Source organism: Rhodococcus sp. NPDC056960 (assembly GCF_042674125.1).
Lineage (GTDB): Bacteria > Actinomycetota > Actinomycetes > Mycobacteriales > Mycobacteriaceae > Rhodococcus_F.
Window position 1 is genome coordinate 125,953 of record NZ_JBHURF010000019.1, and the last position, 21,274, is coordinate 147,226.

Annotated in this window: 21 protein-coding genes; 8 read left to right on the forward strand and 13 right to left on the reverse strand. The window is 69.4% G+C overall.

Going from position 1 to position 21,274, the window contains the following annotated elements:
* Window positions 1-34: 34 nt before the first annotated feature.
* The 4 genes from ACFTWF_RS28295 to pepN are packed head-to-tail and all read left to right on the forward strand — an operon-like array spanning window position 35 to window position 5,145.
* Window positions 35-877, forward strand: a complete 843-nt coding sequence (locus ACFTWF_RS28295; protein WP_378464453.1) for an SDR family oxidoreductase — start codon at window positions 35-37, stop codon at window positions 875-877.
* 57 nt (window positions 878-934) lie between these two features.
* A complete protein-coding gene (locus tag ACFTWF_RS28300; protein ID WP_378464454.1) occupies window positions 935-1,735 on the forward strand; it encodes a crotonase/enoyl-CoA hydratase family protein in 801 nt (266 codons plus the stop codon).
* A gap of 10 nt (window positions 1,736-1,745) precedes the next feature.
* The gene (locus tag ACFTWF_RS28305) at window positions 1,746-2,600 is read left to right on the forward strand and encodes a DMT family transporter (protein ID WP_378464455.1); all 855 of its coding nucleotides are present in this window, start codon (window positions 1,746-1,748) and stop codon (window positions 2,598-2,600) included.
* Window positions 2,601-2,637: 37 nt separating this feature from the next.
* On the forward strand, window positions 2,638-5,145 hold the full coding sequence (gene pepN, locus ACFTWF_RS28310; RefSeq protein WP_378464456.1) for an aminopeptidase N: 2,508 nt from the start codon (window positions 2,638-2,640) through the stop codon (window positions 5,143-5,145).
* Here pepN and ACFTWF_RS28315 read toward each other — a convergent pair.
* On the reverse strand, window positions 5,135-6,577 hold the full coding sequence (locus ACFTWF_RS28315; protein WP_378464457.1) for an FAD-dependent oxidoreductase: 1,443 nt from the start codon (window positions 6,575-6,577) through the stop codon (window positions 5,135-5,137). The two genes, pepN and ACFTWF_RS28315, sit on opposite strands and share 11 nt — an antisense overlap.
* A gap of 104 nt (window positions 6,578-6,681) precedes the next feature.
* On the opposite strand from ACFTWF_RS28315, the gene ACFTWF_RS28320 reads away from it, so the two are divergent.
* On the forward strand, window positions 6,682-7,242 hold the full coding sequence (locus ACFTWF_RS28320) for a TetR family transcriptional regulator (protein ID WP_378464458.1): 561 nt from the start codon (window positions 6,682-6,684) through the stop codon (window positions 7,240-7,242).
* A 2-nt stretch (window positions 7,243-7,244) separates the two neighbouring features.
* Here the strand turns inward: ACFTWF_RS28320 and ACFTWF_RS28325 are convergent, their stop codons facing one another.
* The 9 genes from ACFTWF_RS28325 to ACFTWF_RS28365 all read right to left on the reverse strand — a co-directional run bounded on the left by ACFTWF_RS28325 (window position 7,245) and on the right by ACFTWF_RS28365 (window position 16,324).
* Window positions 7,245-7,550 (reverse strand): hypothetical protein, encoded by a 306-nt coding sequence (locus tag ACFTWF_RS28325; RefSeq protein ID WP_378464459.1) that lies wholly within the window; start codon window positions 7,548-7,550, stop codon window positions 7,245-7,247.
* Window positions 7,551-7,634: 84 nt separating this feature from the next.
* Window positions 7,635-8,837: an adenylate cyclase regulatory domain-containing protein gene (locus tag ACFTWF_RS28330; protein WP_378464460.1), complete on the reverse strand. Its 1,203-nt coding sequence runs from the start codon at window positions 8,835-8,837 to the stop codon at window positions 7,635-7,637.
* A 53-nt stretch (window positions 8,838-8,890) separates the two neighbouring features.
* Window positions 8,891-9,868, reverse strand: a complete 978-nt coding sequence (locus ACFTWF_RS28335) for a pirin family protein (RefSeq protein ID WP_378464461.1) — start codon at window positions 9,866-9,868, stop codon at window positions 8,891-8,893.
* 19 nt (window positions 9,869-9,887) lie between these two features.
* Complete coding sequence (locus ACFTWF_RS28340; RefSeq protein ID WP_378464462.1) at window positions 9,888-10,334, reverse strand: MarR family winged helix-turn-helix transcriptional regulator; 447 nt, start codon at window positions 10,332-10,334, stop codon at window positions 9,888-9,890.
* Window positions 10,318-11,415: an LLM class flavin-dependent oxidoreductase gene (locus tag ACFTWF_RS28345; RefSeq protein WP_378464463.1), complete on the reverse strand. Its 1,098-nt coding sequence runs from the start codon at window positions 11,413-11,415 to the stop codon at window positions 10,318-10,320. The genes ACFTWF_RS28340 and ACFTWF_RS28345 overlap by 17 nt, the downstream gene beginning before the upstream one ends.
* Before the next feature lie 140 nt (window positions 11,416-11,555).
* Window positions 11,556-13,085: a DHA2 family efflux MFS transporter permease subunit gene (locus tag ACFTWF_RS28350; protein ID WP_378464464.1), complete on the reverse strand. Its 1,530-nt coding sequence runs from the start codon at window positions 13,083-13,085 to the stop codon at window positions 11,556-11,558.
* Window positions 13,082-13,552 carry a MarR family winged helix-turn-helix transcriptional regulator gene (locus tag ACFTWF_RS28355; protein ID WP_185725123.1) on the reverse strand — a complete coding sequence of 157 codons (471 nt, stop codon included), beginning with the start codon at window positions 13,550-13,552 and terminating at the stop codon, window positions 13,082-13,084. The genes ACFTWF_RS28350 and ACFTWF_RS28355 overlap by 4 nt, the downstream gene beginning before the upstream one ends.
* 107 nt (window positions 13,553-13,659) lie before the next feature.
* A complete protein-coding gene (locus tag ACFTWF_RS28360; RefSeq protein ID WP_378464465.1) occupies window positions 13,660-14,625 on the reverse strand; it encodes an NADPH:quinone oxidoreductase family protein in 966 nt (321 codons plus the stop codon).
* 37 nt (window positions 14,626-14,662) lie between these two features.
* The gene (locus ACFTWF_RS28365; protein ID WP_378464466.1) at window positions 14,663-16,324 is read right to left on the reverse strand and encodes an FAD-dependent oxidoreductase; all 1,662 of its coding nucleotides are present in this window, start codon (window positions 16,322-16,324) and stop codon (window positions 14,663-14,665) included.
* 152 nt (window positions 16,325-16,476) lie between these two features.
* On the opposite strand from ACFTWF_RS28365, the gene ACFTWF_RS28370 reads away from it, so the two are divergent.
* Window positions 16,477-17,256 carry an acyl-[acyl-carrier-protein] thioesterase gene (locus tag ACFTWF_RS28370; RefSeq protein WP_378464467.1) on the forward strand — a complete coding sequence of 260 codons (780 nt, stop codon included), beginning with the start codon at window positions 16,477-16,479 and terminating at the stop codon, window positions 17,254-17,256.
* Here the strand turns inward: ACFTWF_RS28370 and ACFTWF_RS28375 are convergent, their stop codons facing one another.
* Window positions 17,257-18,093 carry a helix-turn-helix transcriptional regulator gene (locus ACFTWF_RS28375; RefSeq protein WP_378464468.1) on the reverse strand — a complete coding sequence of 279 codons (837 nt, stop codon included), beginning with the start codon at window positions 18,091-18,093 and terminating at the stop codon, window positions 17,257-17,259.
* Between the two features lie 130 nt (window positions 18,094-18,223).
* On the opposite strand from ACFTWF_RS28375, the gene ACFTWF_RS28380 reads away from it, so the two are divergent.
* Together ACFTWF_RS28380 and ACFTWF_RS28385 are read left to right on the forward strand one after the other, a co-directional pair.
* Window positions 18,224-19,237, forward strand: a complete 1,014-nt coding sequence (locus ACFTWF_RS28380; protein ID WP_378464469.1) for an aldo/keto reductase — start codon at window positions 18,224-18,226, stop codon at window positions 19,235-19,237.
* Window positions 19,238-19,246: 9 nt separating this feature from the next.
* Window positions 19,247-19,759 (forward strand): SixA phosphatase family protein, encoded by a 513-nt coding sequence (locus tag ACFTWF_RS28385; RefSeq protein ID WP_378464470.1) that lies wholly within the window; start codon window positions 19,247-19,249, stop codon window positions 19,757-19,759.
* Between the two features lie 6 nt (window positions 19,760-19,765).
* Here the strand turns inward: ACFTWF_RS28385 and ACFTWF_RS28390 are convergent, their stop codons facing one another.
* Entirely contained in the window at window positions 19,766-19,966 is a 201-nt protein-coding gene (locus ACFTWF_RS28390; RefSeq protein ID WP_378464471.1) for a hypothetical protein, read from the reverse strand.
* A gap of 67 nt (window positions 19,967-20,033) precedes the next feature.
* On the reverse strand, window positions 20,034-21,266 hold the full coding sequence (locus ACFTWF_RS28395; RefSeq protein ID WP_378464472.1) for a peptidoglycan DD-metalloendopeptidase family protein: 1,233 nt from the start codon (window positions 21,264-21,266) through the stop codon (window positions 20,034-20,036).
* Window positions 21,267-21,274: the final 8 nt, after the last annotated feature.

Genomic DNA, 21,274 nt, shown 5'->3' on the forward strand with positions numbered 1-21,274 from the left:
GGTGAGCTGACATCCTGGTCAGGTGATCCGACAGATGCTCACCCAGGCCGCGCTCAATCCACTCCCCACTCCGCGCGCACTGGCTGCGCGACTGGTCCCGGGAACCGGCCACCCCGTCGCCGGCAAGAGGATCCTCGTCACCGGCGGATCCTCGGGGGTCGGCGCAGCCGCCGCCCGCCGGCTCGCCGCGCTGGGCGCCGAGGTCGTCCTCGTGGCCCGCGGCGCCGACGCCCTCGAATCCGTGCGCCACGACATCCTGCGGTCCGGATGCGAGGCGCACGCCGTCCCCTGCGACCTCACGGACCCGGAGTCCGTCGACGCCCTCGTCGCCACGGTCCTCGGCGACATCGGTCCCGTCGACGTCCTCGTCAACAACGCGGGGCGGTCGATCCGGCGGACGGTCGAGGACTCGCTGGACCGGTTCCACGACTTCGAACGCACCATGGCCGTCAACTACTTCGGCTCGACGCGGCTGACCCTCGCGTTTCTGCCGTCGATGATCGAGCGCGGCGGCGGGCACGTCATCAACGTCGCGACGTGGGGTGTGCCGGCCGGCGTCATGCCCAAGTTCTCCGCCTACCACGCGTCCAAGGCGGCCGTCGGGGCGTTCGGCCGGAGCCTCGGCGCCGAACTGCGCGGCCGCGGAATCTCGGTGACCACGCTCGACTTCCCCTTGGTCCGGACGCCGATGATCGCGCCCACCACGGATTACGACGCGATGGCGGCCCTGACTCCCGAGCAGGCGGCGGAATGGTTCGTCACCGCCGTGCGCACCCGGCCGATCGAACTGCTCCCCGGTTACGCCGAACTGTTCCGGGTGCTCGGCACGTTCGCGCCGTCCGCCACCGACGCACTGGTGCGGCGCACCGGCATCTGAGCGGAGTGACAGACTGGGACGGTCTCGAATCCGCGCTCACACCTCAGGGAGTCGTCCATGACCGACGCCGTGCTCACCACCCGCGATGGCGACATCGTCACCTGGACGCTCAACCGCCCGGAGGCGCGCAACCCCATCTCCGAGCCGGACGTGATCGAGGCGCTCGAGAACGCGGTGGCGGACGTCAACGGCGATCCCAGCGTGCGCGTCGCGATCGTCACCGGTGCGGGATCGGCATTCTCCTCCGGCGGCAACGTCAAGCACATGCGCGACCGCGCAGGCATGTTCGGCGGCTCCCCCGCCGACCTGCGGCAGGGCTACCGGCACGGCATCCAGCGCATCCCGCTCGCCCTCTACCACTGTGAGGTGCCGACCATCGCCGCCGTCAACGGACCAGCGATCGGCGCCGGATGCGACCTGTCGCTCATGTGCGACATGCGGATCGCCTCGACGGCGGCCGTGTTCGCCGAGAGTTTCGTGAAGGTCGGGCTCGTCCCCGGCGACGGTGGCGCCTGGTTCCTTCCGCAGGCCGTCGGGATGGCGCGGGCCAGCGAGATGGCGTTCACCGGTGATGCGATCGACGCCGCGAAGGCCCTGGAATGGGGGCTCGTCTCGCAGGTGACCGAACCCGGTGACCTCCTCGACGCGGCGCGCGCGCTCGCCGACCGGGTGGCGGTCAACCCGCCGCAGGTGCTGCGGATGACCAAGAAACTGCTCCGCGAGGGCCGTCACCAGAGCCTCGAAAGTCTCCTCGAACTGTCGGCGGCCATGCAGTCGCTGGCACACCACACCGCGGACCATCACGAGGCGGTCGGCGCGATGCTCGATCGCCGCAGCCCGACCTTCACCGGCCGGTGACCGCACACCGGTGACAGCCGAACCCCGTAGCCAGTTTCTTCCCGTCGTCTCGGTCCTCGGATCGGTGCTGTCCGTCCAATTCGGCGCCGCGTTCGCGAGCACCCTGTTCGACGCGGTGGGCGCCGGCGGCGCGGTGTCGCTGCGACTGACGATCGCGGCACTCGTCCTCGGAGTGATCGTCCGGCCCCGATGGCGAGACTGGACCCGGACGCAGCGGCAGGGTGTCCTCGCGCTCGGAGTGGCCCTCGCCGTGATGAATTCGGCGTTCTACGAGGCCCTCGCGCGGCTCCCGCTCGGTACCGCGGTCACCATCGAATTCCTGGGTCCGCTCACCCTCGCCGCCGTGCTGTCGCGACGGCTGCGGGACGGCGTGTGGGTGCTGGCGGCCCTGACCGGCGTCGTGCTGCTCGGCCTGCGCGAGAGTTCGGGCACCGAGTCCCTCGACCTCGTGGGGGTGGCGTTCGCGCTCATCGCCGGGGCCGCGTGGGCCGGGTACATCGTCGCGGGCTCCAATCTCGCGGCGAGAGTGCCCAGCGCGGACGGACTCGCGGGAGCGAGCATCATCGCCGCCGTCCTGACGATTCCGCTGGGCGCGGTGTCCGGCGGCACCGAACTGTTCGACCCCCGGATCCTGGCCGTCGGCGTGGCCGTGGCCCTGCTGTCGTCGGTGATCCCCTACTCGCTCGAGCTGAGGGCACTGCGGGTGATGAGCAAGAAGGTGTTCGCCGTTCTCATCGCCCTCGAACCGGCGGCCGCGACCCTCGCCGGGGTGATCGTGCTCGGGCAGGTCCTCGGACCGCAGTCGCTGGCCGCGATCGCGCTCGTCGTCGCGGCCGGCGTCGGATCGGTGCTGAGCAACCGGTAGCGGCACGGACGATGGGCCGGGCTGGCAGGATCGACGCGTGAGCACCGCGAATCTGACCCGAGCCGAAACCGCCGAACGTTCCCGCGCGATCGAGGTTCTCGGCTATCGGGTGGAACTGGACGTCCTCGGCGCCGTCGATCCGGAGGTCGTGACGTTCGCGACCACTACCACCGTCGAGTTCACCGCGGGCACGTCCACGACCTGGCTCGACTTCCTCGGGGCCGGCGTGGACTCGGTGACCGTCAACGGCGTCGGCGTCCCCGTCGACTACGACGGCGCCCGCATCGCACTGGCCGGGCTGCGGGAATCGAACGTCGTGACCGTCGCGGCCCGGGGCGAGTACAGCCGTTCCGGTGAGGGACTGCACCGCTTCCTCGACCCGGCCGACGGCCGGACGTACCTCTACACGCAGTACGAACCGGCGGACGCGCGGCGGGTGTTCGCGTGCTTCGAGCAACCGGACCTGAAGGCGCCGTTCACGTTCGTCGTCACCGCGCCCCAGGAGTGGGAGGTCATCTCCAACCAGCAGGTCGCCGAGCGGGACGACACCGCAGGCGGGCAGGTCGTCACGTTCGCTCCGACCCTGCCGATCTCCACGTACATCACCGCGATCGTGGCCGGGCCCTACCACCGGGTGGACTCGGCGTGGAGCGGCGGCGACCTCACGATCCCGCTCGGCGTCCTCTGCCGGGCATCGCTCGCGCAGTACCTCGACGCCGACACGATCTTCGAGATCACCCGGCAGGGGCTGGGGTTCTTCACCGAGGAATTCGACTACCCGTACCCGTTCGGCAAGTACGACCAGGTGTTCGTCCCCGAGTACAACCTCGGCGCCATGGAGAACCCGGGCTGCGTGACGTTCACCGAGGCGTACGTATTCCGCGGCGCCGCCACCGACTCCCAGTACGAGGGCCGCGCGAACACGATCCTGCACGAGATGGCCCACATGTGGTTCGGCGACCTCGTCACGATGGTGTGGTGGGACGACCTGTGGCTCAAGGAATCGTTCGCCGACTACATGGGTGCACTGGCGAACGCGGAGGCCACCCGGTGGACCGACGCGTGGGTGGCCTTCGCCAACCGTCGCAAGGCGTGGGCGTACCTGCAGGACCAGCTGCCGACGACGCACCCGATCGTGGCGGACATCGTCGACCTCGAGGCCGCGAAACTGAACTTCGACGGCATCACGTACGCGAAGGGCGCCAGCGTCCTCAAGCAACTCGTCGCGTACGCCGGGCGGGAGGCGTTCTTCGAGGGGGCGCGCCGCTACTTCCGCGCCCACGCGTTCGGGAACACCACCCTCACGGATCTGCTGACGGAACTGTCGGCGACGTCGGGCCGGGACCTGACGAGCTGGGCACGCGCGTGGTTGCAGACCACCGGCGTGTCCGCGCTGAGCCTGGAACGGGACGCCGACGGACGCGCGGCGATCGTGCAGAGCGAGCCTCGGCCGCACCGGCTGGGAGTCGGGCGCTACGACTTCGACGAGGCGGGCGACCTCGTCTGCGTGCAGCGGGTGGAGGTCGATCTCGCGGACGCCCGCACCCCGATCGACCTCGCCGACGCGCCGCTCGTGGTGCTCAACGACGCCGACCTCACGTACGCGAAGGTGCGGCTCGACAATCGGTCGCTGACCACGGTCGAGCAGTCGCTCGACCGGGTGCGGGACCCGTTGACGCGTGGCTTGATCTGGTCGTCGCTGTGGAACGCCACCCGCGACAGCGAACTGGGCGCCGCGCGGTATCTGTCGATGGCCCAGCGGTTCTCCGCCACGGAGTCGCAGCTGACCCTCCTCACCTCCGTGCTGGCCAACCCGCCGTACGCGGTCGAGCACTACCTCCCCGCCACGGCGCGCGAGTCCGCACGCCGCGACTGGCTCGGGCACACCTGGGGTGCGTTGTGGGCGGCACCGCCGGCTTCGGGGAGCCAACTCGCCTGGGCACGCGCCGTTGCCGCGACCGCCGCGATGGACGGCGGTCGCGCGGACGACATCCGGTCGATGCTCGAGACCGGCGGGCCCATGCCGGCGGGGCTGTCGCTCGACCCGGATCTGCGCTGGGCGTTCTGGGGCGCTCTCGCCGCCACCGGGCACGCCGGCGACGCCGATCTCGACGGGGAACTGCGCCGGGACGACACCGGTTCCGGCCGCACCGCGTATCTGCGGGCGACGTTCTCGCGACCGGACCCGGACGTGAAGGCGAAGGCCTGGCGGTCCATCTTCGACGACCGCACCCTGTCCAACGATCACCTCGGCGCGATCATCGCCGGGTTCGGGGCGGGCGCCCGGCACGACCTCGTCGCGGGATACGCCGCCGGCTACTTCACCGCGATTCGCTCGGTGTGGGAGGAACGCAGCATCGAGATCGCCCGGCGGATCGTGGTCGGGCTGTTCCCGTCCGAGACGAGTCTCGACGCCGCGGACGGATGGCTCGCCGGCAACACCGATGCGCCCGCCGCGCTGCGCCGACTGGTGATCGAGCAGCGGGATCACCTCGCCCGCGACCTGCGAGCGCAGGCGTTCAACAGCCGAGACGTCACCGACTGACGGCGCGGGCACCGGTCGACGTGCGGGCCGACCACCGGTCCAGGACACTCCGCCACTGGCCCGACGAACTGTCGCCTGCCCAGGCGATGTAGCCGTCGGGGCGCACGAGCAGTGCCGGTCCGGCGTCGGTCCGGGCCACCGCGTGGACATCGCCGGGAACCTGCGCCCCCGGCTCGGTGACCAGAACGAAACCGCCCGAACGCATCACCTCGTACAGCCGGCCCGCGCCGGTGGGCAGGTCCTCGACCCGCCGCCCGACCAGTGCGTTCTCACCAGCCCGGTGTCCGTAGCCGATCCCGATCCCCGAGAACATCCGGGCGATGGCGTCCCCGATCGGCGGGAACCCGAGAAGTGCTGCGACAGCGACATTCCGGACCTTCCGGAGGATCCACGGCCGGACCGTCATCATGCGCATGGTGGCACCGCTCGAGCGCAGCACCAGCCGCCCCACCGGGTGACGCTCGGACTGGTACGTGTCGAGCAGCGACTCGTCGGCGCCGCCCAGCACGGCCGCCAGCTTCCAGCCGAGATTGACGGCGTCCTGGATGCCGGTGTTCATGCCCTGCCCGCCCGCGGGCGAATGCACGTGCGCCGCGTCGCCGGCGAGGAACACCCGGCCGGTACGGTACTGCGGCACCTGCCGTTCGTCGCTGTGGAATCGCGACTGCCAGCGCACGTCGCCGAGCCCGTAGTCGGTGCCCATCGCGGTCCGGATGGTGGCGCGCAATTCCTCCCGGTCCACCGGGGCGCTGTCGTCCACCTGATGTCGCCGGTTCCAGGCGATCACGCGAAACAGGTTGTCGCCGTATGGCGCGATGAACGCGAAACCGTCGCGGACGGCGTTGACGGTCACGAGGTCGTCCGGCGGGTTCGCGAACTCGACGTCCGCGAGCATGATCGACCGCAACACGGCCTTGCCGGGGAACGGCTGCCCGATCATCGTCCGCACCGTGCTGTGCGCGCCGTCCGCACCGACCGCGTATGCCGCGTGGAACGTGACATCCTCGCCCGCGCTGTCGTGGCCGTGAACCCGGACGCCGCTCCGGTCCTGGTCCACCCCGGTGACGGTGAATCCGCGGACGATGTCGGCGCCGCGCTCACGCGCCCGCGCTTCGAGGAGGGCGTCGACGTTCCGCTGCGGGGTGACGAGGACGAACGGGAAGCGGGACGACAGGCGGCCGAGATTCAGTGCCGCACCGCGCCACAGCCTCAGACCGGACGAGGGAGCCCCGGTGGCGACGAGCTGATCGGCGAGTCCGCGGGCGTCGAGCAGTTCGAGGGTGCGGGCGTGGACGCCGAACGCGCGACTGAGGGTGGACGGTGCGGCGCGCTTGTCCAGCACCGTCACCGATCGGCCCGCCGTCGCGAGCTCGGACGCGAGTGTGCATCCGGTGGGTCCGGCGCCGATCACCACCACGTCGATGTGCTTCATGACGATCCTCCGATCGAAAGATATCCGTCCAAGTCAACACCTGTTGACTTGGACGGTAGACCGATCCGACCGCCAGGTCAACAGCTGTTGACTACACTGTCGGAATGCCCGAACGTCGCACCCGCTCCGCCGTCGCCACCCGCGCCGCGATCCTCGACGCGGCCAGGGCCCGGTTCGGAACCGAGGGCTACGACCGCACCACGATGCGCGGCGTCGCGTCGGATGTCGGCGTCGACCCCGCACTGGTCATCCGCTACTTCACCAACAAGGAATCACTGTTCGCCGAGGCCGCGGAATTCGAACTGCACCTCCCCGACCTCCACGACGTTCCGACGGATCAGCTCGCCGCCGTGCTGATGCCGCAGTTCTTCGCCGTGTGGGAGAACGACGGCGCGTTCCTGCCCCTGCTCCGCGCGGCGGCCGGAAGTCCGCGTGCGGCCGAGGCGATGCTGCAGGTCTTCGCCCGCCAGGTGGCACCCGCCCTCGCCGCGGTGGCGCCCGACCGTCCGGACGAGCGCGCGGCGCTCGTCGGGTCGCAGATACTCGGACTCGCCTTCGCCCGCTACGTACTCCGGGTGCCGCCCCTGGCCGACATGACGCACGACCAACTGGTGCGGTGGGTGGGGCCCGTCCTCGAGTACTACCTCACCACCGAGCCGCGGTAGCCCTACCGGTGGTGCTTGCCGCCGTTCAACATCCAGCGGGCATCGAGTTCACTCGTGCCGCGGCGGTGCCGCCTGATGGTGAACGACGTGATCGGCAACCGCTCCACCGCTCGCGCGTCGGCCCGCAGATCGCCCGCGATGCCTTGTTCGAGAACCGAATACGCCGTGTGGTTGACCGAATGCACCGCCAGCCGGAGGGCGTCGAGCGCCGTGGGCCGCGGCCCGAACGCGGCGAGCGTGTGGCCGCCGTCCACCGCGGTTTCGACCACCGCGTAGAAATGCCAGTCTGCGCCCGAATCGCCAGTCATGATGCGCCTCACTCGTTCTCCGTCTGTGAGCTGTGCCATGACCGTATCGCGAGGGTACGACACGTTTTCGTCGGCCGGATCGGGTCAGGCGACCGACCGCCGGCCGATGCCGAAGAGGTCCTGGGGGGTGTCCATCCCCTCGAGCCGGTGGCTACCTGCCGGCTCGCCCCAGAATTCGTCGGTGTCGAGTTCGTCGAAGAACTCGCCCGTCACGATCACCTCGTGAGACGGCGCGACCGCGACGACGCGACCGGCCATGGTGACCGGCCGGCCGAACCAGTCTCCGGCGCTCGGCGCGGCCGTGCCCCAGGCGATTCCGGCCCGCAACGAGGGAAGCCCCTCGGCGCGCGCGGCCTGGACGAGATCGAGCGCGGTATAGGCCAGCGCGTTGGGATCGGACGACACCAGCACGACGGAGTCCCCGATCGCCTTCACCAAAGTCACCGGCGGAACCAGGAGATCGGCGGTGAGCCCGCCGAGTCGCTCCGCGCCGCGGTCCGGATCGGCGGACGACCCCTGCTCCCCCAGCAGCGTGAACCCGACGAGGTCGGCGAAACAGACCCCGACCTCCTGCGCCCCCCGAACGGGGAGATTCGCGTCCCCGGCGATCTCCACCGCATCCGACCGCAGCTGCCGGCGCACGTGGGTGGCGACGAGGTGCGCCAGGATCTGCGCCTCGAAGTCGGCGAGGCGGCGCACCTCCACCGCGTACCGCAGTGCCAACTCGGGATGGTCGCGCGTCGCGTCGAGTCGCCCCTGCAACAGCGCGTCCGCGGCGTCGACGACCGTCGAGAGGTTGCGTCCCAGCACCCGGGCGGCCGCGAACACCCCGCTCTCGTCGAGCCCCAGCTCCCGGTACTGCTCGAGTCCGCGCACGAGCGCGAGGTCGCCGTCGTTGTAGTACGTCCCGTCGTCGGACGCCCCCCGGCCGATGGCCCGGAACCACCGGCGGGCGTCGTCGACACCGACTCCGGTCATCCGCGCGATCTCGTGGATGCTGTAGCTGCCCTCCGGTGACAGCGCGCGCTCGAGCAGCAGATGCGCGAGCCGGTTGTCCCGGGAGGCGGCGCGGAGTTCGTCGATCGGCACACCCTCCTCGACCAGGGTGGTCAGCACCCCCACCCGCGCGGAGCGGTCCGACCCACTGAGGCCGTCGAGCAGGCCGGCACGCTCGAAGTCCTGCAGTGGCGACGGTCGCGGCCCCGGACGCCGCAACGGTCGCGGTGGCGGGGAAACCAGCCGTCCCGGTCGAGGTGTGATCCGACGAGGCTGTCGCGGAGTGCGCACGTCCTCATCGTCCCAGGAACGACGCACCCCTTCGCCGTAATCCTGCGAACTCGTCAGCCGCGCGGTTTCAGCCGGCTGTTCGGCAACTCGGGCGCGGGCAACGGATGGCCGTCGTAGCCGTCGACCGTGCCGAACCGGGGGTCGTCGGGCGCCGCGCCCCGGAGTTCGGACTGCCACTCACGGCGGTATCCGACGATGTCCTCGTGGCTGCGGCCGAGGAAGTTCCACCACATGATCACCTGCTCGCCGAGCGGTGCGCCGCCGAGCAGCAGCAGTCGCGCGCGGGTGGTGCCCGGGTTGCGCAGCACCACCAGCGACTCGCCCGGCGGCTGATAGCCGAGTTCCGCCCACCGGAGCGTGGTTCCGCGTAGCTGCACCTCGCCCTCGTCGACGAGCACCCCGACCTCGAAACCGCGCTCGATGTCGAGGGTCACGGCCGCCCCCGGCTCCAGCAGGACCTCCGCACCGAGCAGCGGTGTGAACGTGCGGACCGGCGACGTGGAACCCGCCGTGGTCCCGAGGAACACCCGCACGGTGGCGCCGTCCCGGACCACCGGATCGGGCGCGTACGTCTCGAACGCCGGCTCCGCGTCCTGCGCCGACGCCGGCAACGCCACCCACAGTTGCGCGCCGTGCAGGATCCGCGTCCGCGGAGTCGACACCTCGGAGTGCGCGATTCCCCGCCCCGCCGTCATAAGGTTCAGTTCACCGGGACGCACCATCGCGTGCGAACCGATGCTGTCGCGGTGCTCGATCTCGCCGGTGAACAGCCAGCTCACCGTCTGCAACCCCGTGTGTGGATGCGGCGGCACGTTCATCCCGCCCGTGGTCCCGACATCGTCCGGACCGTAGTGGTCGGCGAAGCACCAGGCCCCGATCAGCGACCGCTCCCGCTGCGGAAGGGTGCGGCGGACCGGCATCGCGCGGGGGCCGCCCAGTGGAACCTCCCGGGCGCCCAGCACCTGGATGCCACCGCCGTCGGGGTGGGACTCGCACCGCTCTTCCACCGAATTCGTTTCCAGATTGCTCACTGCTCCATCGTGCCCTTCGTCAGTCCTGTGCGCCGCGCAGTTTCGCGCAGAGTTCGGTGAGCGTGTCGAGTTCGTCGTCGGACAGCGCCGGGCCGACGTGCCGCCGGATGCTCGCCGCGTGCCTGCGTCCCACGGACTGCTGCTGCCGCGCACCCCGATCCGTCAGGGCGACGACGGTCCCCCGGCGGTCGCCGGGATCGCACTCCCGGGCAACCAGTCCGGCGACGACGAGGCGTTCGACGAGCCTGCTCAGCGACGGCTGACTGAGCAGGATCTCCCGATTGAGATCGTGCAGGCGCAGTCTGCGTCCGGGTGCCCGGCTGAGGGTGAACAGCACGTCGTACTCGCGCATGCTCAGCTCGTCCCACACGTCGTCGGCGGCGAGGCGGCGCATCACCGCGACCTGGGCGCGGAAGAGTGCCTCCCACGCCTCGGCCGCTCGTTCGGTCCTACTGACGGGCGGCATCGACGGGCTCGCGGTCGGCCTTCATCGACGCGTGCGTCGGCGGGTTGTCCGGCACGCCGGCAGGTCGCCGGGCCGCGAATTCCTTCCGCAGCACGGGCACGACCTCACCGCCCAGCAGATCCAGTTGCTCGAGCACCGTCTTCAACGGCAGTCCCGCGTGGTCGACGAGGAACAACTGCCGCTGGTAGTCGCCGAAGAAGTCGGCGAACGTCAGGGTCTTCTCGATCACCTGCTCCGGGGTGCCGACGGTCAGCGGGGTCTGGTCGGTGAAGTCTTCGAGGCTCGGCCCGTGACCGTACACGGGGGCGTTGTCGAAGTAGGGCCGGAATTCGTCGACGGCGTCCTTCGCGTTCTTCCGCATGAAGACCTGCCCGCCCAGTCCGACGATCGCCTGGTCCGCGCGGCCGTGACCATAATGCTCGTACCGCTCGCGGTAGAGATTGATCAGGGCGATGTAGTGCTCCTTGGGCCAGAAGATGTTGTTCGCGAAGAACCCGTCGCCGTGGAAGGCCGCGATCTCGGCGATCTCCGGGCTGCGGATCGATCCGTGCCACACGAAGGGCGGAATGCCGTCGAGCGGGCGCGGGGTCGACGTGAATCCCTGCAACGGGGTGCGGAACTGTCCCTGCCAGTCCACGACGTCCTCGTCCCACAGCCGCCGAAGCAACCGGTAGTGCTCGAGTGCCAGCGGAATGCCCTGCCGGATGTCCTGGCCGAACCACGGGTAGACGGGGGCGGTGTTTCCGCGACCCATCATGAGATCCACCCGGCCGTCCGCGAGGTGCTGCAGCATCGCGTAGTCCTCGGCGATCTTCACCGGATCGTTGGTGGTGATCAGCGTCGTGGACGTCGACAGGATGATCTTCTCGGTCTGCGCTGCGAGGTAGCCGAGCATCGTGGTCGGGGACGACGGCACGAACGGCGGGTTGTGATGCTCGCCGGTGGCGAACACGTCGAGCCCGACGTCCTCCGCGTGCTTGGCGATGGTCGTCATCGCCTTGATGCGCTCGTGCTCGGTGGGGGTGCGGCCGGTGGTGGGATCGGGGGTCACGTCGCCGACGGTGAAGATTCCGAACTGCATAGCTGTTCCTCTCGCGCCGAAACTCCATGCGTTTGCATGAACCTATTGCAACATTCAACCACTTCGGCGTATTCCGGAAACGGCCGAGGGCGGCAAGCGCAGTGCGCTTGCCGCCCTCGGCGACGATCGAACGATCCCGATCAGTGCATCATGACCGTCGGGGCACCTTCGGCCTCGAGGTGCGGGTTGACCGACTTCTTCCGAGGCAGCAGGAACGCCGGGATGAACGTCAACGCGATCAGCACGGCGGCAACCAGGAACGTGTTGCCGAAGGCATCGGCGGCCTGGCTCAGGACCTGGTCCACCATTCCGGGAGGCTCCTGTGCCGCGACCTCGGGCACGTGCTGCATCGCGACCGTCTGACTGTCGAGACCGCGATCGAGCAGCTGGTTGGTGAGGACCACCGACATGACCGCCGTACCGATCGAGCCTGCGGTCTGCTGGACGATGTTCATCAGCGTCGAACCACGCGCGACCTGCTCATTGGAGAGCGTCACGATCGCCGCGGTCATCAACGGCATCATCGTGCAGCCCATGCCCATGCCCATCACGAAGAGGGCACCCATCAGCAGCCACGTCGGCGAATCCGACGCCACCTGAGTGAAGACGCCGATGCCGATCAGGATCAGCGGCAGACCCGTCAGCACGATCTTGCCGGGGCCCATCTTGTCGACGAGACGTCCGGCCACGGGCATGGTCAGCATCGCACCGATACCCTGCGGAGCCATCAGCAGACCGGCAGCGAGCGTGGTGTGCCCACCGACCTGGATGAAGTAGCTGGGGAACAGCAGACCGGCACCCATGAACGCGACGATGAACAGCGACGTCGTGATGACCGCGACGGACAGCTGCCGATTCTTGAACAGGTGCAGGTCGATCAGCGGGTGATCCTTGCGCAGGGCGTGGAACACGAACGCGATGATCAGCGCCAGGCCGATCGCACCGGACACGAGGACGCGAGCGGAGGCGACCGTGCCCACCTCGGGGATGGACGACACACCGAACAAGAACAGCGCCAGGCCCGGCGAGAGCAGCAGCATGCCGAGGAAATCGAAGGACTCGGAGGGCGAGGCCTTATCGGACGGCAGGATGATGAATGCGGCAGTGAGGGCGATGATGCCGATGGGCACGTTGATCAGGAAGATCCAGTGCCAGCTCGCCGCCTCGATCAGCCAGCCGCCGAGGATCGGGCCACCGATGGGGCCGAGCAGCATGGGGATACCGAGAACCGCCATGACCCGGCCGACACGGTCGGGACCGGCCGCCTTCGTCATGATCGTCATGCCGAGTGGCATCAACATGCCGCCGCCGAGGCCCTGCAGGACGCGGAAGCCGATCAGCGAGGTGATGTCCCACGCGAAGCTGCACAGCACCGAGCCGAACACGAACAGGACGAGTGCCGTCATGTAGAGGCGCTTGGTGCCGAACCGGTCGGCCGCCCACCCGGTGACGGGGATGACGGTGGCCAGCGCGAGGGTGTACGCGGTCATCGTCCACGCGACCGTGGCGTACGTGGTGTCGAATTCCGTGGCGAACGTCGGCAACGCGACGCTGACGACGGTCACGTCGAGGATCGACATGATGGCACCGAGCACCACCACGGACGCGATCTTGAGGACCGTGCCGTCGAGCTTGTCGGGCGCCGCGTTCGCGGCGGTCGGCGATGTCATCCGAATATCTCCTGGTTGAGTTCTCGCAGGGACTCCCCCGCGAGGATCGGTTGTAGTGCCTCGATCAGCCGGGTCCGCTCGATCTCCGGTACCCGGTGCGCAAACCGTCGCAACTGATCACGCTTGCATTCGACGTGCTGGGTTGCGACCTTATGCCCTGCCTCCGACAGGGAAACTCGCTTGACCCGCCGGTCCCGTTCGTCCTCCCGGCGGACGACCAGACCCAGTTTCACGAGCTGGTCGACGTTCCGGCCCGCTGCGGCCACCGAGAGCCGCAGCCGCTCGGCCACCTCGTTGATCGGAAGCGGCTCCCCGTGTTGACTGAGTGCGAAGAGCATGCGCACCTGCGAGAACGTCAGGTCCAGCTCGATGAGGATGTCCATCGACTCCGACTCCCCCGCGCTCAACAGTTGAGTGAAGAAATCGTTGAGTAGTTCGAAAAGAAGATCAGGAGATTTGTCGGGCACCTTCAAATGGTAGCGTTCATGCAACTATTGCCCAACAGCAACTATGACGCAACCGAATAAATGGTGTCAGGGATCACATCGTCCGACTGCGTGTGCGACCTGCGCGTTCAGCCCTGGACGAGGACTGTCTTGCCCAGCACGCGACCGGCCTCGAGGTCGCGCAGAGCGTCCGCCGCCCGGTCGAGGGGATACCGGGAGGTGACCACCGGACGGAGTCCGCGCTCCACGTGCCGGATCAGCGCGGCGTGGACCTCTTCCAGCGCGTGCGGTTCCGTTCGGATGAACTCACCCCACGCGGCCCCGACGATGCTGATGTTGCGGAACAGCACCCGGTTCACCTTCACCGTGGGAATCGCCCCGCCGGCGAATCCGATCACCACCAGCCTTCCCTCCGGTGCCAGCACGCGGACGGCCTCGTCGAACGCGTCGCCGCCGACGGGGTCGACGACGATCTGCGCGCCCCGGCCTCCGGTCAGCTCCCGCACCCGGTCGCCCCAGCCGTCGGCGAGGCGGACGACCTCGCCGGCGCCGAGTTCACGGAGAAAGTCACCGGCGCCGTCGCGTCGCACCACCGCGATCACGCGGGCGCCGTGCGCCGCGGCGAGTTGGATGGCGGCCGTGCCCACTCCACCCGCCGCACCGAGGACGACGACGGTCTCGCCGGACCGGAGCCGTGCCCGGCGCTCGAGCGCGAACTCCATCGTCTGGTAGTTGACGATCAACGACGCGGCTTCCTCGAACCCCAGGATCGGCGGGATCGGAAGCACGTACCCGGGCGGCACGGCGACCATCTCGGCGTACCCGCCGACCTGACATGCCGCGAGCACGCGTTGTCCCGGCTCGATTCCACTGCCCGCCGGCGCCGACACGACGACACCCGCGACTTCGGCGCCGGGGACGAACGGCGGCTCGGGCCGGAGCTGATACTTGCCGTAGCTGATCAGCAGGTCGGGGAAGCACACACCGCTCGTCTCGACGTCGATCAGGACCAGACCGTCGGCAGCGGGTTCCGGCACGTCGAGCACGGCCATTCCGGCCGGCCCCGACAGCTCCGTCACCACCACTGCGCGCATGCTCGAAGACTAGACGCGCAGGGGTGGCCGGACTCCGTCAACGAGCGAAGAGCCGCTTCCGTCGGCGGGCGACGGACACCATCTCGGCGGGGTCGGTCATCTTCACACGCGGCCTCCCCGAGCCCGCCCCGCGTCCGGTCTCCGCCTTGTCGATCGCACGCCAGCCCGCGAACCCGATCTGTTCCGGCCTGCGCCGCTCGATCAGCTTCTTCACGTCCTTGCGGGTACCGACAGTGCCGAGGAGCTTCCCGGCCTCGAAATCGGCGAGCAGCGCGGACACCGTCTCCTTGGCGCAGGCCTTGTTGGTGCCGATGACGCCGCTGGGGCCACGCTTGATCCACCCGGTGACGTACACGCGGTCGGTGACGCGCCCGTGGTCGTTGGGGATGACGGCGCGCCTGTCGTCGAACGCCACACCGCCGACGGGATTGCCGCGGTACCCGATGGAGCGCAGCACGAGCGAGGTGTCGAGCGAACCCTCCTCGCCGGTCGGCCGGGCCGACAGCGCGCCGGAGTCGGAGACGATCAGTTCGTTGCGTCCGTAGCGCAGCACCTCGGCCCTGCCGGCACCGGCGACCTCGAGCGGCGACGTCAGGTAGCGGAACACGATGCGTTTGCGACCGGGACGCGGGGCACGCTCGGCGAACTCCCGCGCCAGCCGGACCTTCATCGCGGTGGCCGGATCGTCCAGCAGTGCCTCGCTGTCCGGATCGAGGTCGAGGTCCGCCTCGTCGATGACGACGTCCACGTTCGTCAGGTCGCCGAGCGCGAGGAACTCGGGGTTGCTGTAGGCCGCCTGTGCGGGCCCGCGGCGGCCGAGGAGCACGACCTCCTCGATGTTGCTGCGCCGCAGCGCCGCGAGGGCGTGATCGGCGATGTCCGTCCGTTCCAGTTCCTCGACATTCATCGTGAGGATGCGCGCCACGTCGAGCGCGACGTTGCCGTTGCCGACGATCACCGCGCGCTTCGCGGACAGGTCGAACGTCCGCTGCGCGTAGTCCGGGTGGCCGTTGTACCAGGCCACGAACTCGGTGGCGGCGTGCACACCCGGCAGATCCTCACCGGGGATCCCCAGCCGGCGGTCGCTCGACGCCCCGACGGCGTAGATGACGGCGTGGTGATTCCGGAGCAGTTCGTCGTGCGTGACGTGCGTGCCGACCTCGACGTTGAGGTGGAATTCGAAGTTCGGCCGGTCGAGACTCCACTCGAACATCCGGGTCACCTCCTTGGTGCCGGGATGGTCGGGGGCGACACCCGCGCGGACGAGCCCCCACGGGGTCGGCAGCTTCTCGAACATCTCGACTTCGACGTCCGAACGCTCGAGCAGTTCCCCCGCGGCGTAGCAGGCCGCCGGACCGGCCCCGACGACGGCGACGCGGAGCTTGCCGAGGTCGCGCCGCGGCGGAGTCGCGGGGGTGAGAGGGATCCACCCGGTGGGCATGGGGTTGGTCGTGTAGTACTCGGCGTTGATGTCCTTGTAGCGAGTGAGGGACCCGAGGAGTTTGTCTTCCGGGAAGATCGCGTCGACCGGGCAGGCATCGACGCACGCCCCGCAGTCGATGCAGGTTTCCGGGTCGATGTGCAACATCTCGGTCTGCGCGAACTCCCGCTCCTCGGGTGTCGGATGGATGCAGTTCACGGGGCATGCGGAGACGCAGCTCGCGTCGTTGCAGCACGCCTGGGTGATGACATATGCCATTGCGGTTTCCTCACACCTGTCCGGACCATCGAACTTATTTGTGTTACACGTAGTAACAGTTATATGAACTGTACTGAGAATCGCGTCCGCAAACAAGCACCGGCGCCGGGTGGAAGAATCGGCACTCCGCCCACGAGCGAAGGAAACGCACCTTGGCACTCGACCGACCCCTCGCCGCCCGACCTTCCCGCGGTGGAGTCTTCGAAACCTCCTGGCCCGTCCGCACCGGCGACATCGACGCCGCCAAACGACTCCGCCTCGACGGGATCGCGCGCTACCTCCAGGACGCCGGCCTGGACAACCTCGACGCGGTGGACGCCGCCGACACCCACCCCCTCTGGATCGTCCGGCGCACCGTCATCGACGTCGTCCGACCCGCCGTGTGGCCCGAACGGGTGCATCTGCGGCGCTGGTGTTCGGCACTGTCGACCCGCTGGACCAACATGCGGGTCCAGATCGAGGGCGAGGCGGGCGCCCTGATCGAGACAGAGGGGTTCTGGATCCACATCAGCGGCGAAACCGGAATGCCCACCCGCATCGACGACGGGTTCATCGAACGCCTCGGAGAGTCGGCGGACGAGCACCGGCTCAAGTGGAAGCGGTGGCTCGTCGAGAACGCTCCCGCGGCCGGCGAGGACGGCATCGTGGACACCGAGTTCGTCCTGCGGCGCACCGACATCGACCCGTTCGATCACGTCAACAACGCCGTCTACTGGCAGGCGGTCGAGGAATTACTCGCCGACCACGAGCATCCCGACGGCGGCCGCCTCGTCGACAACCCCCACCGCGCGGTGCTCGAATACCTCTCCCCCATCGTGTCGACCGACCGGATCGTCCTGCGTTCGCGGCGGGACGACCAGTCGCTGACCGTCTGGTTCCTGGTCGACGACGCGTTGCGGGCCGTGGCCCGGGTCGGGCCACTCGCCACCTGATCAGACCATCTGCTGGGTGCCGATCACCCGCAGCAGGTCGAGCTTCGCCCGGGCATCCGAGCCGGGCTGCGGCATGTACACGAGCAGATGCTGATAGGCCCCCTGGGTCAGCAGCGTCTCGCAGACGAGGTCGATACGTCCGACCTCGTCGTGGAGAACGCTTTTCGTGTCGGATCGGCGGACCGCCACGTCGTGCCGGTCCCACAGGGCGGCGAACTCGGTGCCCGACTCGTACAGCCGGCCGACAAGGTCCGTGACGTCGGCGTCGCCCGCCCGCCGTGCCGCGGTCGCGCGCAGGTCCGCGACGTGATGTCCGGCGAGCCGGTCGTGATCGTCCGCCGGAAACATGCGCCGCTCGCCGGGGTGCACGAACCACCGCCACGTCACGTACCGGTCGAGACCCGAATACCGGGACGCGTCCCCGAACAGGATCACGTGCATGCGGTTCTGGATCAGCACCTCCCCCAGGTCGGAGATGACGCAGCCCGGGGTGTCGTCGAGCTTGTCGAGCAGATGCAGCAACCCCGGCCCGACGTGCTTGTTGCCCGCCGCCCGCATGGGCGGCACCTGACCCGACAACAGGTACAGATGATCGCGCTGATCGTCGGTGAGCCGCAGCGCCCGCGCGATCGACGCCAGAACCTGCGTCGACGGGTGCGGTCCCCGCGCCTGCTCGAGGCGCGTGTAGTAGTCGGTGGACATACCCGCGAGCATCGCCACCTCGTCCCGCCGCAATCCGGGTGTGCGGCGCCGCACACCCGGGGGCAGTCCGACGTCGGCCGGAACCAGCTGTTCCCTGCGACGGCGGAGGAAATCTGCCAACTCGGAGCGATCCATGAATCCACTGTGCCGGACCCGCGAATGCCCTGCCAGGGATCGCCGGTCCCCCGATGAACGGTCTCTGGTTGCCCGTCCCGGCCGAGACGACGCTGGTGTCCGGAACACCCAGCGACCATCGGAGCAGAACATGATCACCAGCACCACACTCGGCAACACCGGTCCCCGCGTCAGCCGGATCGGTCTCGGCGCCATGGGCATGTCCGGGATGTACGGCAGGACGGACGATGCCGAATCCGTCGCCACCATCCACGCAGCCCTCGACACCGGGATCGACCTCGTCGACTCCGGAGACTTCTACGGATCGGGCCACAACGAGTCCCTGATCGGCAAGGCCCTCACCGGTCGCAGGCGCGAGGACGTAACCCTCAGCGTCAAGTTCGGGGGACTCCGCGGTCCCGGCAACACGTGGGGCGGAGTCGACACCCGTCCCGCGTCGATCCGGAACTTCCTCGCGTACTCGCTGCAGCGTCTCGGCGTCGACTACATCGACATCTATCGTCCGGCCCGGCTCGACCCCGACGTCCCGATCGAGGACACCGTCGGAACGATCGGCGAGCTCGTGGAGGCCGGCTACGTTCGCCACATCGGCCTGTCGGAGGTGGGTCCCGAGACCCTCCGGCGCGCGGCATCGGTGCACCCGATCGTGGACCTCCAGATCGAGTACTCGCTGATCTCCCGGGGCATCGAGGCCGAGATCCTGCCTCTCTGCCGGGAACTCGGGATCGGCGTCACGGCGTACGGCGTGCTGTCCCGCGGCCTGCTCAGCGATTCGTTGCGCACCGACCAGACCCTCGCCGCCGACGACTTCCGCGCGCACAGCCCCCGGTTCCAGGGTGAGAACCTCCGGCAGAACCTCACCCTCGTCGACGCGCTCGCCGCCGTGGCGGCCCGGCACGGAGTGAGCGTCGCGCAGCTGGCCATCGCGTGGGTGCTCGCCCAGGGTGACGACATCGTGCCCGTCGTCGGGGCACGCACCGTTCCGCGCCTCGAGGAGACGCTCGGCGCACTGGACGTCCGCCTGGCCGCCGCCGACCTCGCCGCGATCACCGCCGCGGTCCCGGCCGCCTCCGTCGCCGGGGAACGCTACGCGCCGGCGCAGTTGGCCCAGCTCGACAGTGAACGCGCCGCCGTGGGGAGCTAGCGTCTACCCATGGCCTCGCACAGCTCGTCGCGCACCCGCACTCTCATCCTGATGCGCCACGGCAAATCGGCGTATCCGGAAGGGGTCGCCGATCACGAGCGGCCCCTGGCGCCGCGCGGACGGAAACAGGCCGGGCTCGCCGGTGAGTGGCTGCGGTCGACTCAGCCCCCGATCGACGCGGTGCTGTGTTCGACCGCTCGCCGCACCCGGGAAACGCTCGAGGCGACCCGGGTCGGTGCGCCCACCCGATTCGCCGCGGAACTCTACGGCGCCTACCCGCCGGAGATCCTCCTCGAGATCGCGCAGGTCGAACCGTCGGTGCGCACGCTGCTCGTGGTGGGGCACGTTCCCGGCATGCCGTCGACGGCACTGGATCTGGCGGGCAACCCCGACACCGGTGACGCGGACCAGATGCGCGAGAAGTTCCCCACCTCCGCCCTCGCCGTTCTCGCGGTGCCGTGCGAGTGGAACGAGCTCACCTCGAGCGCGGCGTCACTCGCCACGTTTCACGTGCCGCGGTAGCGAACCTCAGAACAGCTTCCGGCCGACGACGGCCACGACGCCCAGAACCACGGCGAGCACGAGGGCGGACCAGAATCCGAACAGCCACCAGACCACGCCGAAGACGACGAGAGCAGGTGCCACGGTGATGAGTGCGATCGTGGGGCTTTCCCGCACGACTTCGAGTGCGGACTCGGCTTTGACGCGATCGATCTTCTTCTCGGACATCTCGTCTCCGTTCAGCGAACCACGCATATCGGACAGGTGTGGTCGAGGATAGTCGCGCCGCTGGTGGTCAGCCGCCCGGGAACGTCACGACGTCGAGGTTGAGCGGCATCGCGCCGGTACGCTCACCGGTCTGCGTTCCGGGCTCGTCGACGACGGGAGCGCCGGCAGTGGCGGCGGAGTCGACGCTGTCCCCCGCCACGCGTGCGTCCAGTTGGAAACTGTCGAACTCGAACGGCACCCCGTTCGCCGCCAGGAAGTCCGGACCGTCCATCACGTGGAAGTGCAGATGCGGGGCGTCCGTGTTCCCGCTGTTGCCCAGCAACCCGACCTGGTCCCCCGCCCGGAGGTCCTGGCCGACGCTGATGTCGTCCACGCTGCCGGGCTGCAGGTGCGCGTAGAACGCGAACCGCCCGTTCCCGATGTCCTGCACGACGTGGTTGCCGCCGTATTCCGGCAGGGTCAGGCCCTCGGGGTTCGCACCGGGGACGGCCTCCGGGAGGTCGCCGACGACGGCGATCACCGTGCCGTCCGCCACCGCCCGCACCGGTGCGCCGTAATACCGGTAGCTCGACAGCTGAGTCTTGTCGCCGACGTAGATCCGCCCCTGCTCGTCGAGTTGGACGAAGTCGATGGCGAACCGCTCGGCCGCCAGCATCTCGCCGTTGATCGGCAGCACGGCCGCACGGTGCGCGCTGACCGTGCAGCACCCGGTGCCGTCGAGCCAGCGTGGACCGTCGAGGGGCGAGCGGATCCGGACCGCCTCCCGGTTGTCGACCTTCGTGTTCGCGACGTTCTCGGTGAGCCGCGCCGGCACCAGCGACGTCGCCTGCGGAAAGTCCACCGTCAGGACGTGTCCGAGGCTGCCGGGCACGTCGTGCGGGCTGCTCACCGTCGCGTCGATCCACACCAGCCCCTCTTGTCCGGGGGCGAGGACGGGGCCGGTCTTCGGTCCGCCGCCGAGCGCCTGAAACCAGGGCGTCAGCGCGTCGCCGCTCAGGTCCACGAGGGTCCGGCCGTCGCCCGTCACCTGGAACGAGGCGATGGTCGCGGGCTGCGAACCGGTGTTCGTCAGCCGCAATTCGTAGGCCAGGTGCACGAGCCCGTCGCTGCCCGTCACCGGTATCGGGGCCGCCACCACATCGGCGACCACCGGTGTGAGAACGGCGGGACCGGCGGACGTGGCAGGCGCCGCCGTCGACGTCGCCTCGCTCGGCTGGGTGTCCGAGGCCGAACAGGAGGTCGCGGCCCCCACGACGACGGCGACCAGGAGTGCGACGGCGAACCTCGACCGGGCCATCATCCGACGCT

Coding starts and splice junctions, on each gene's coding strand:
- ACFTWF_RS28385 (WP_378464470.1), top strand. CDS start 19,247: ATGGCCTCGCACAGCTCGTCGCGCACCCGCACTCTCATCCTGATGCGC.
- ACFTWF_RS28325 (WP_378464459.1), bottom strand. CDS start 7,550: ATGACTGGCGATTCGGGCGCAGACTGGCATTTCTACGCGGTGGTCGAA.
- ACFTWF_RS28315 (WP_378464457.1), bottom strand. CDS start 6,577: ATGAAGCACATCGACGTGGTGGTGATCGGCGCCGGACCCACCGGATGC.
- ACFTWF_RS28395 (WP_378464472.1), bottom strand. CDS start 21,266: ATGATGGCCCGGTCGAGGTTCGCCGTCGCACTCCTGGTCGCCGTCGTC.
- ACFTWF_RS28340 (WP_378464462.1), bottom strand. CDS start 10,334: ATGCCGCCCGTCAGTAGGACCGAACGAGCGGCCGAGGCGTGGGAGGCA.
- ACFTWF_RS28350 (WP_378464464.1), bottom strand. CDS start 13,085: ATGACATCGCCGACCGCCGCGAACGCGGCGCCCGACAAGCTCGACGGC.
- ACFTWF_RS28380 (WP_378464469.1), top strand. CDS start 18,224: ATGATCACCAGCACCACACTCGGCAACACCGGTCCCCGCGTCAGCCGG.
- ACFTWF_RS28320 (WP_378464458.1), top strand. CDS start 6,682: ATGCCCGAACGTCGCACCCGCTCCGCCGTCGCCACCCGCGCCGCGATC.
- ACFTWF_RS28390 (WP_378464471.1), bottom strand. CDS start 19,966: ATGTCCGAGAAGAAGATCGATCGCGTCAAAGCCGAGTCCGCACTCGAA.
- ACFTWF_RS28345 (WP_378464463.1), bottom strand. CDS start 11,415: ATGCAGTTCGGAATCTTCACCGTCGGCGACGTGACCCCCGATCCCACC.
- ACFTWF_RS28300 (WP_378464454.1), top strand. CDS start 935: ATGACCGACGCCGTGCTCACCACCCGCGATGGCGACATCGTCACCTGG.
- ACFTWF_RS28295 (WP_378464453.1), top strand. CDS start 35: ATGCTCACCCAGGCCGCGCTCAATCCACTCCCCACTCCGCGCGCACTG.
- ACFTWF_RS28375 (WP_378464468.1), bottom strand. CDS start 18,093: ATGGATCGCTCCGAGTTGGCAGATTTCCTCCGCCGTCGCAGGGAACAG.
- ACFTWF_RS28365 (WP_378464466.1), bottom strand. CDS start 16,324: ATGGCATATGTCATCACCCAGGCGTGCTGCAACGACGCGAGCTGCGTC.
- ACFTWF_RS28360 (WP_378464465.1), bottom strand. CDS start 14,625: ATGCGCGCAGTGGTGGTGACGGAGCTGTCGGGGCCGGCCGGAATGGCC.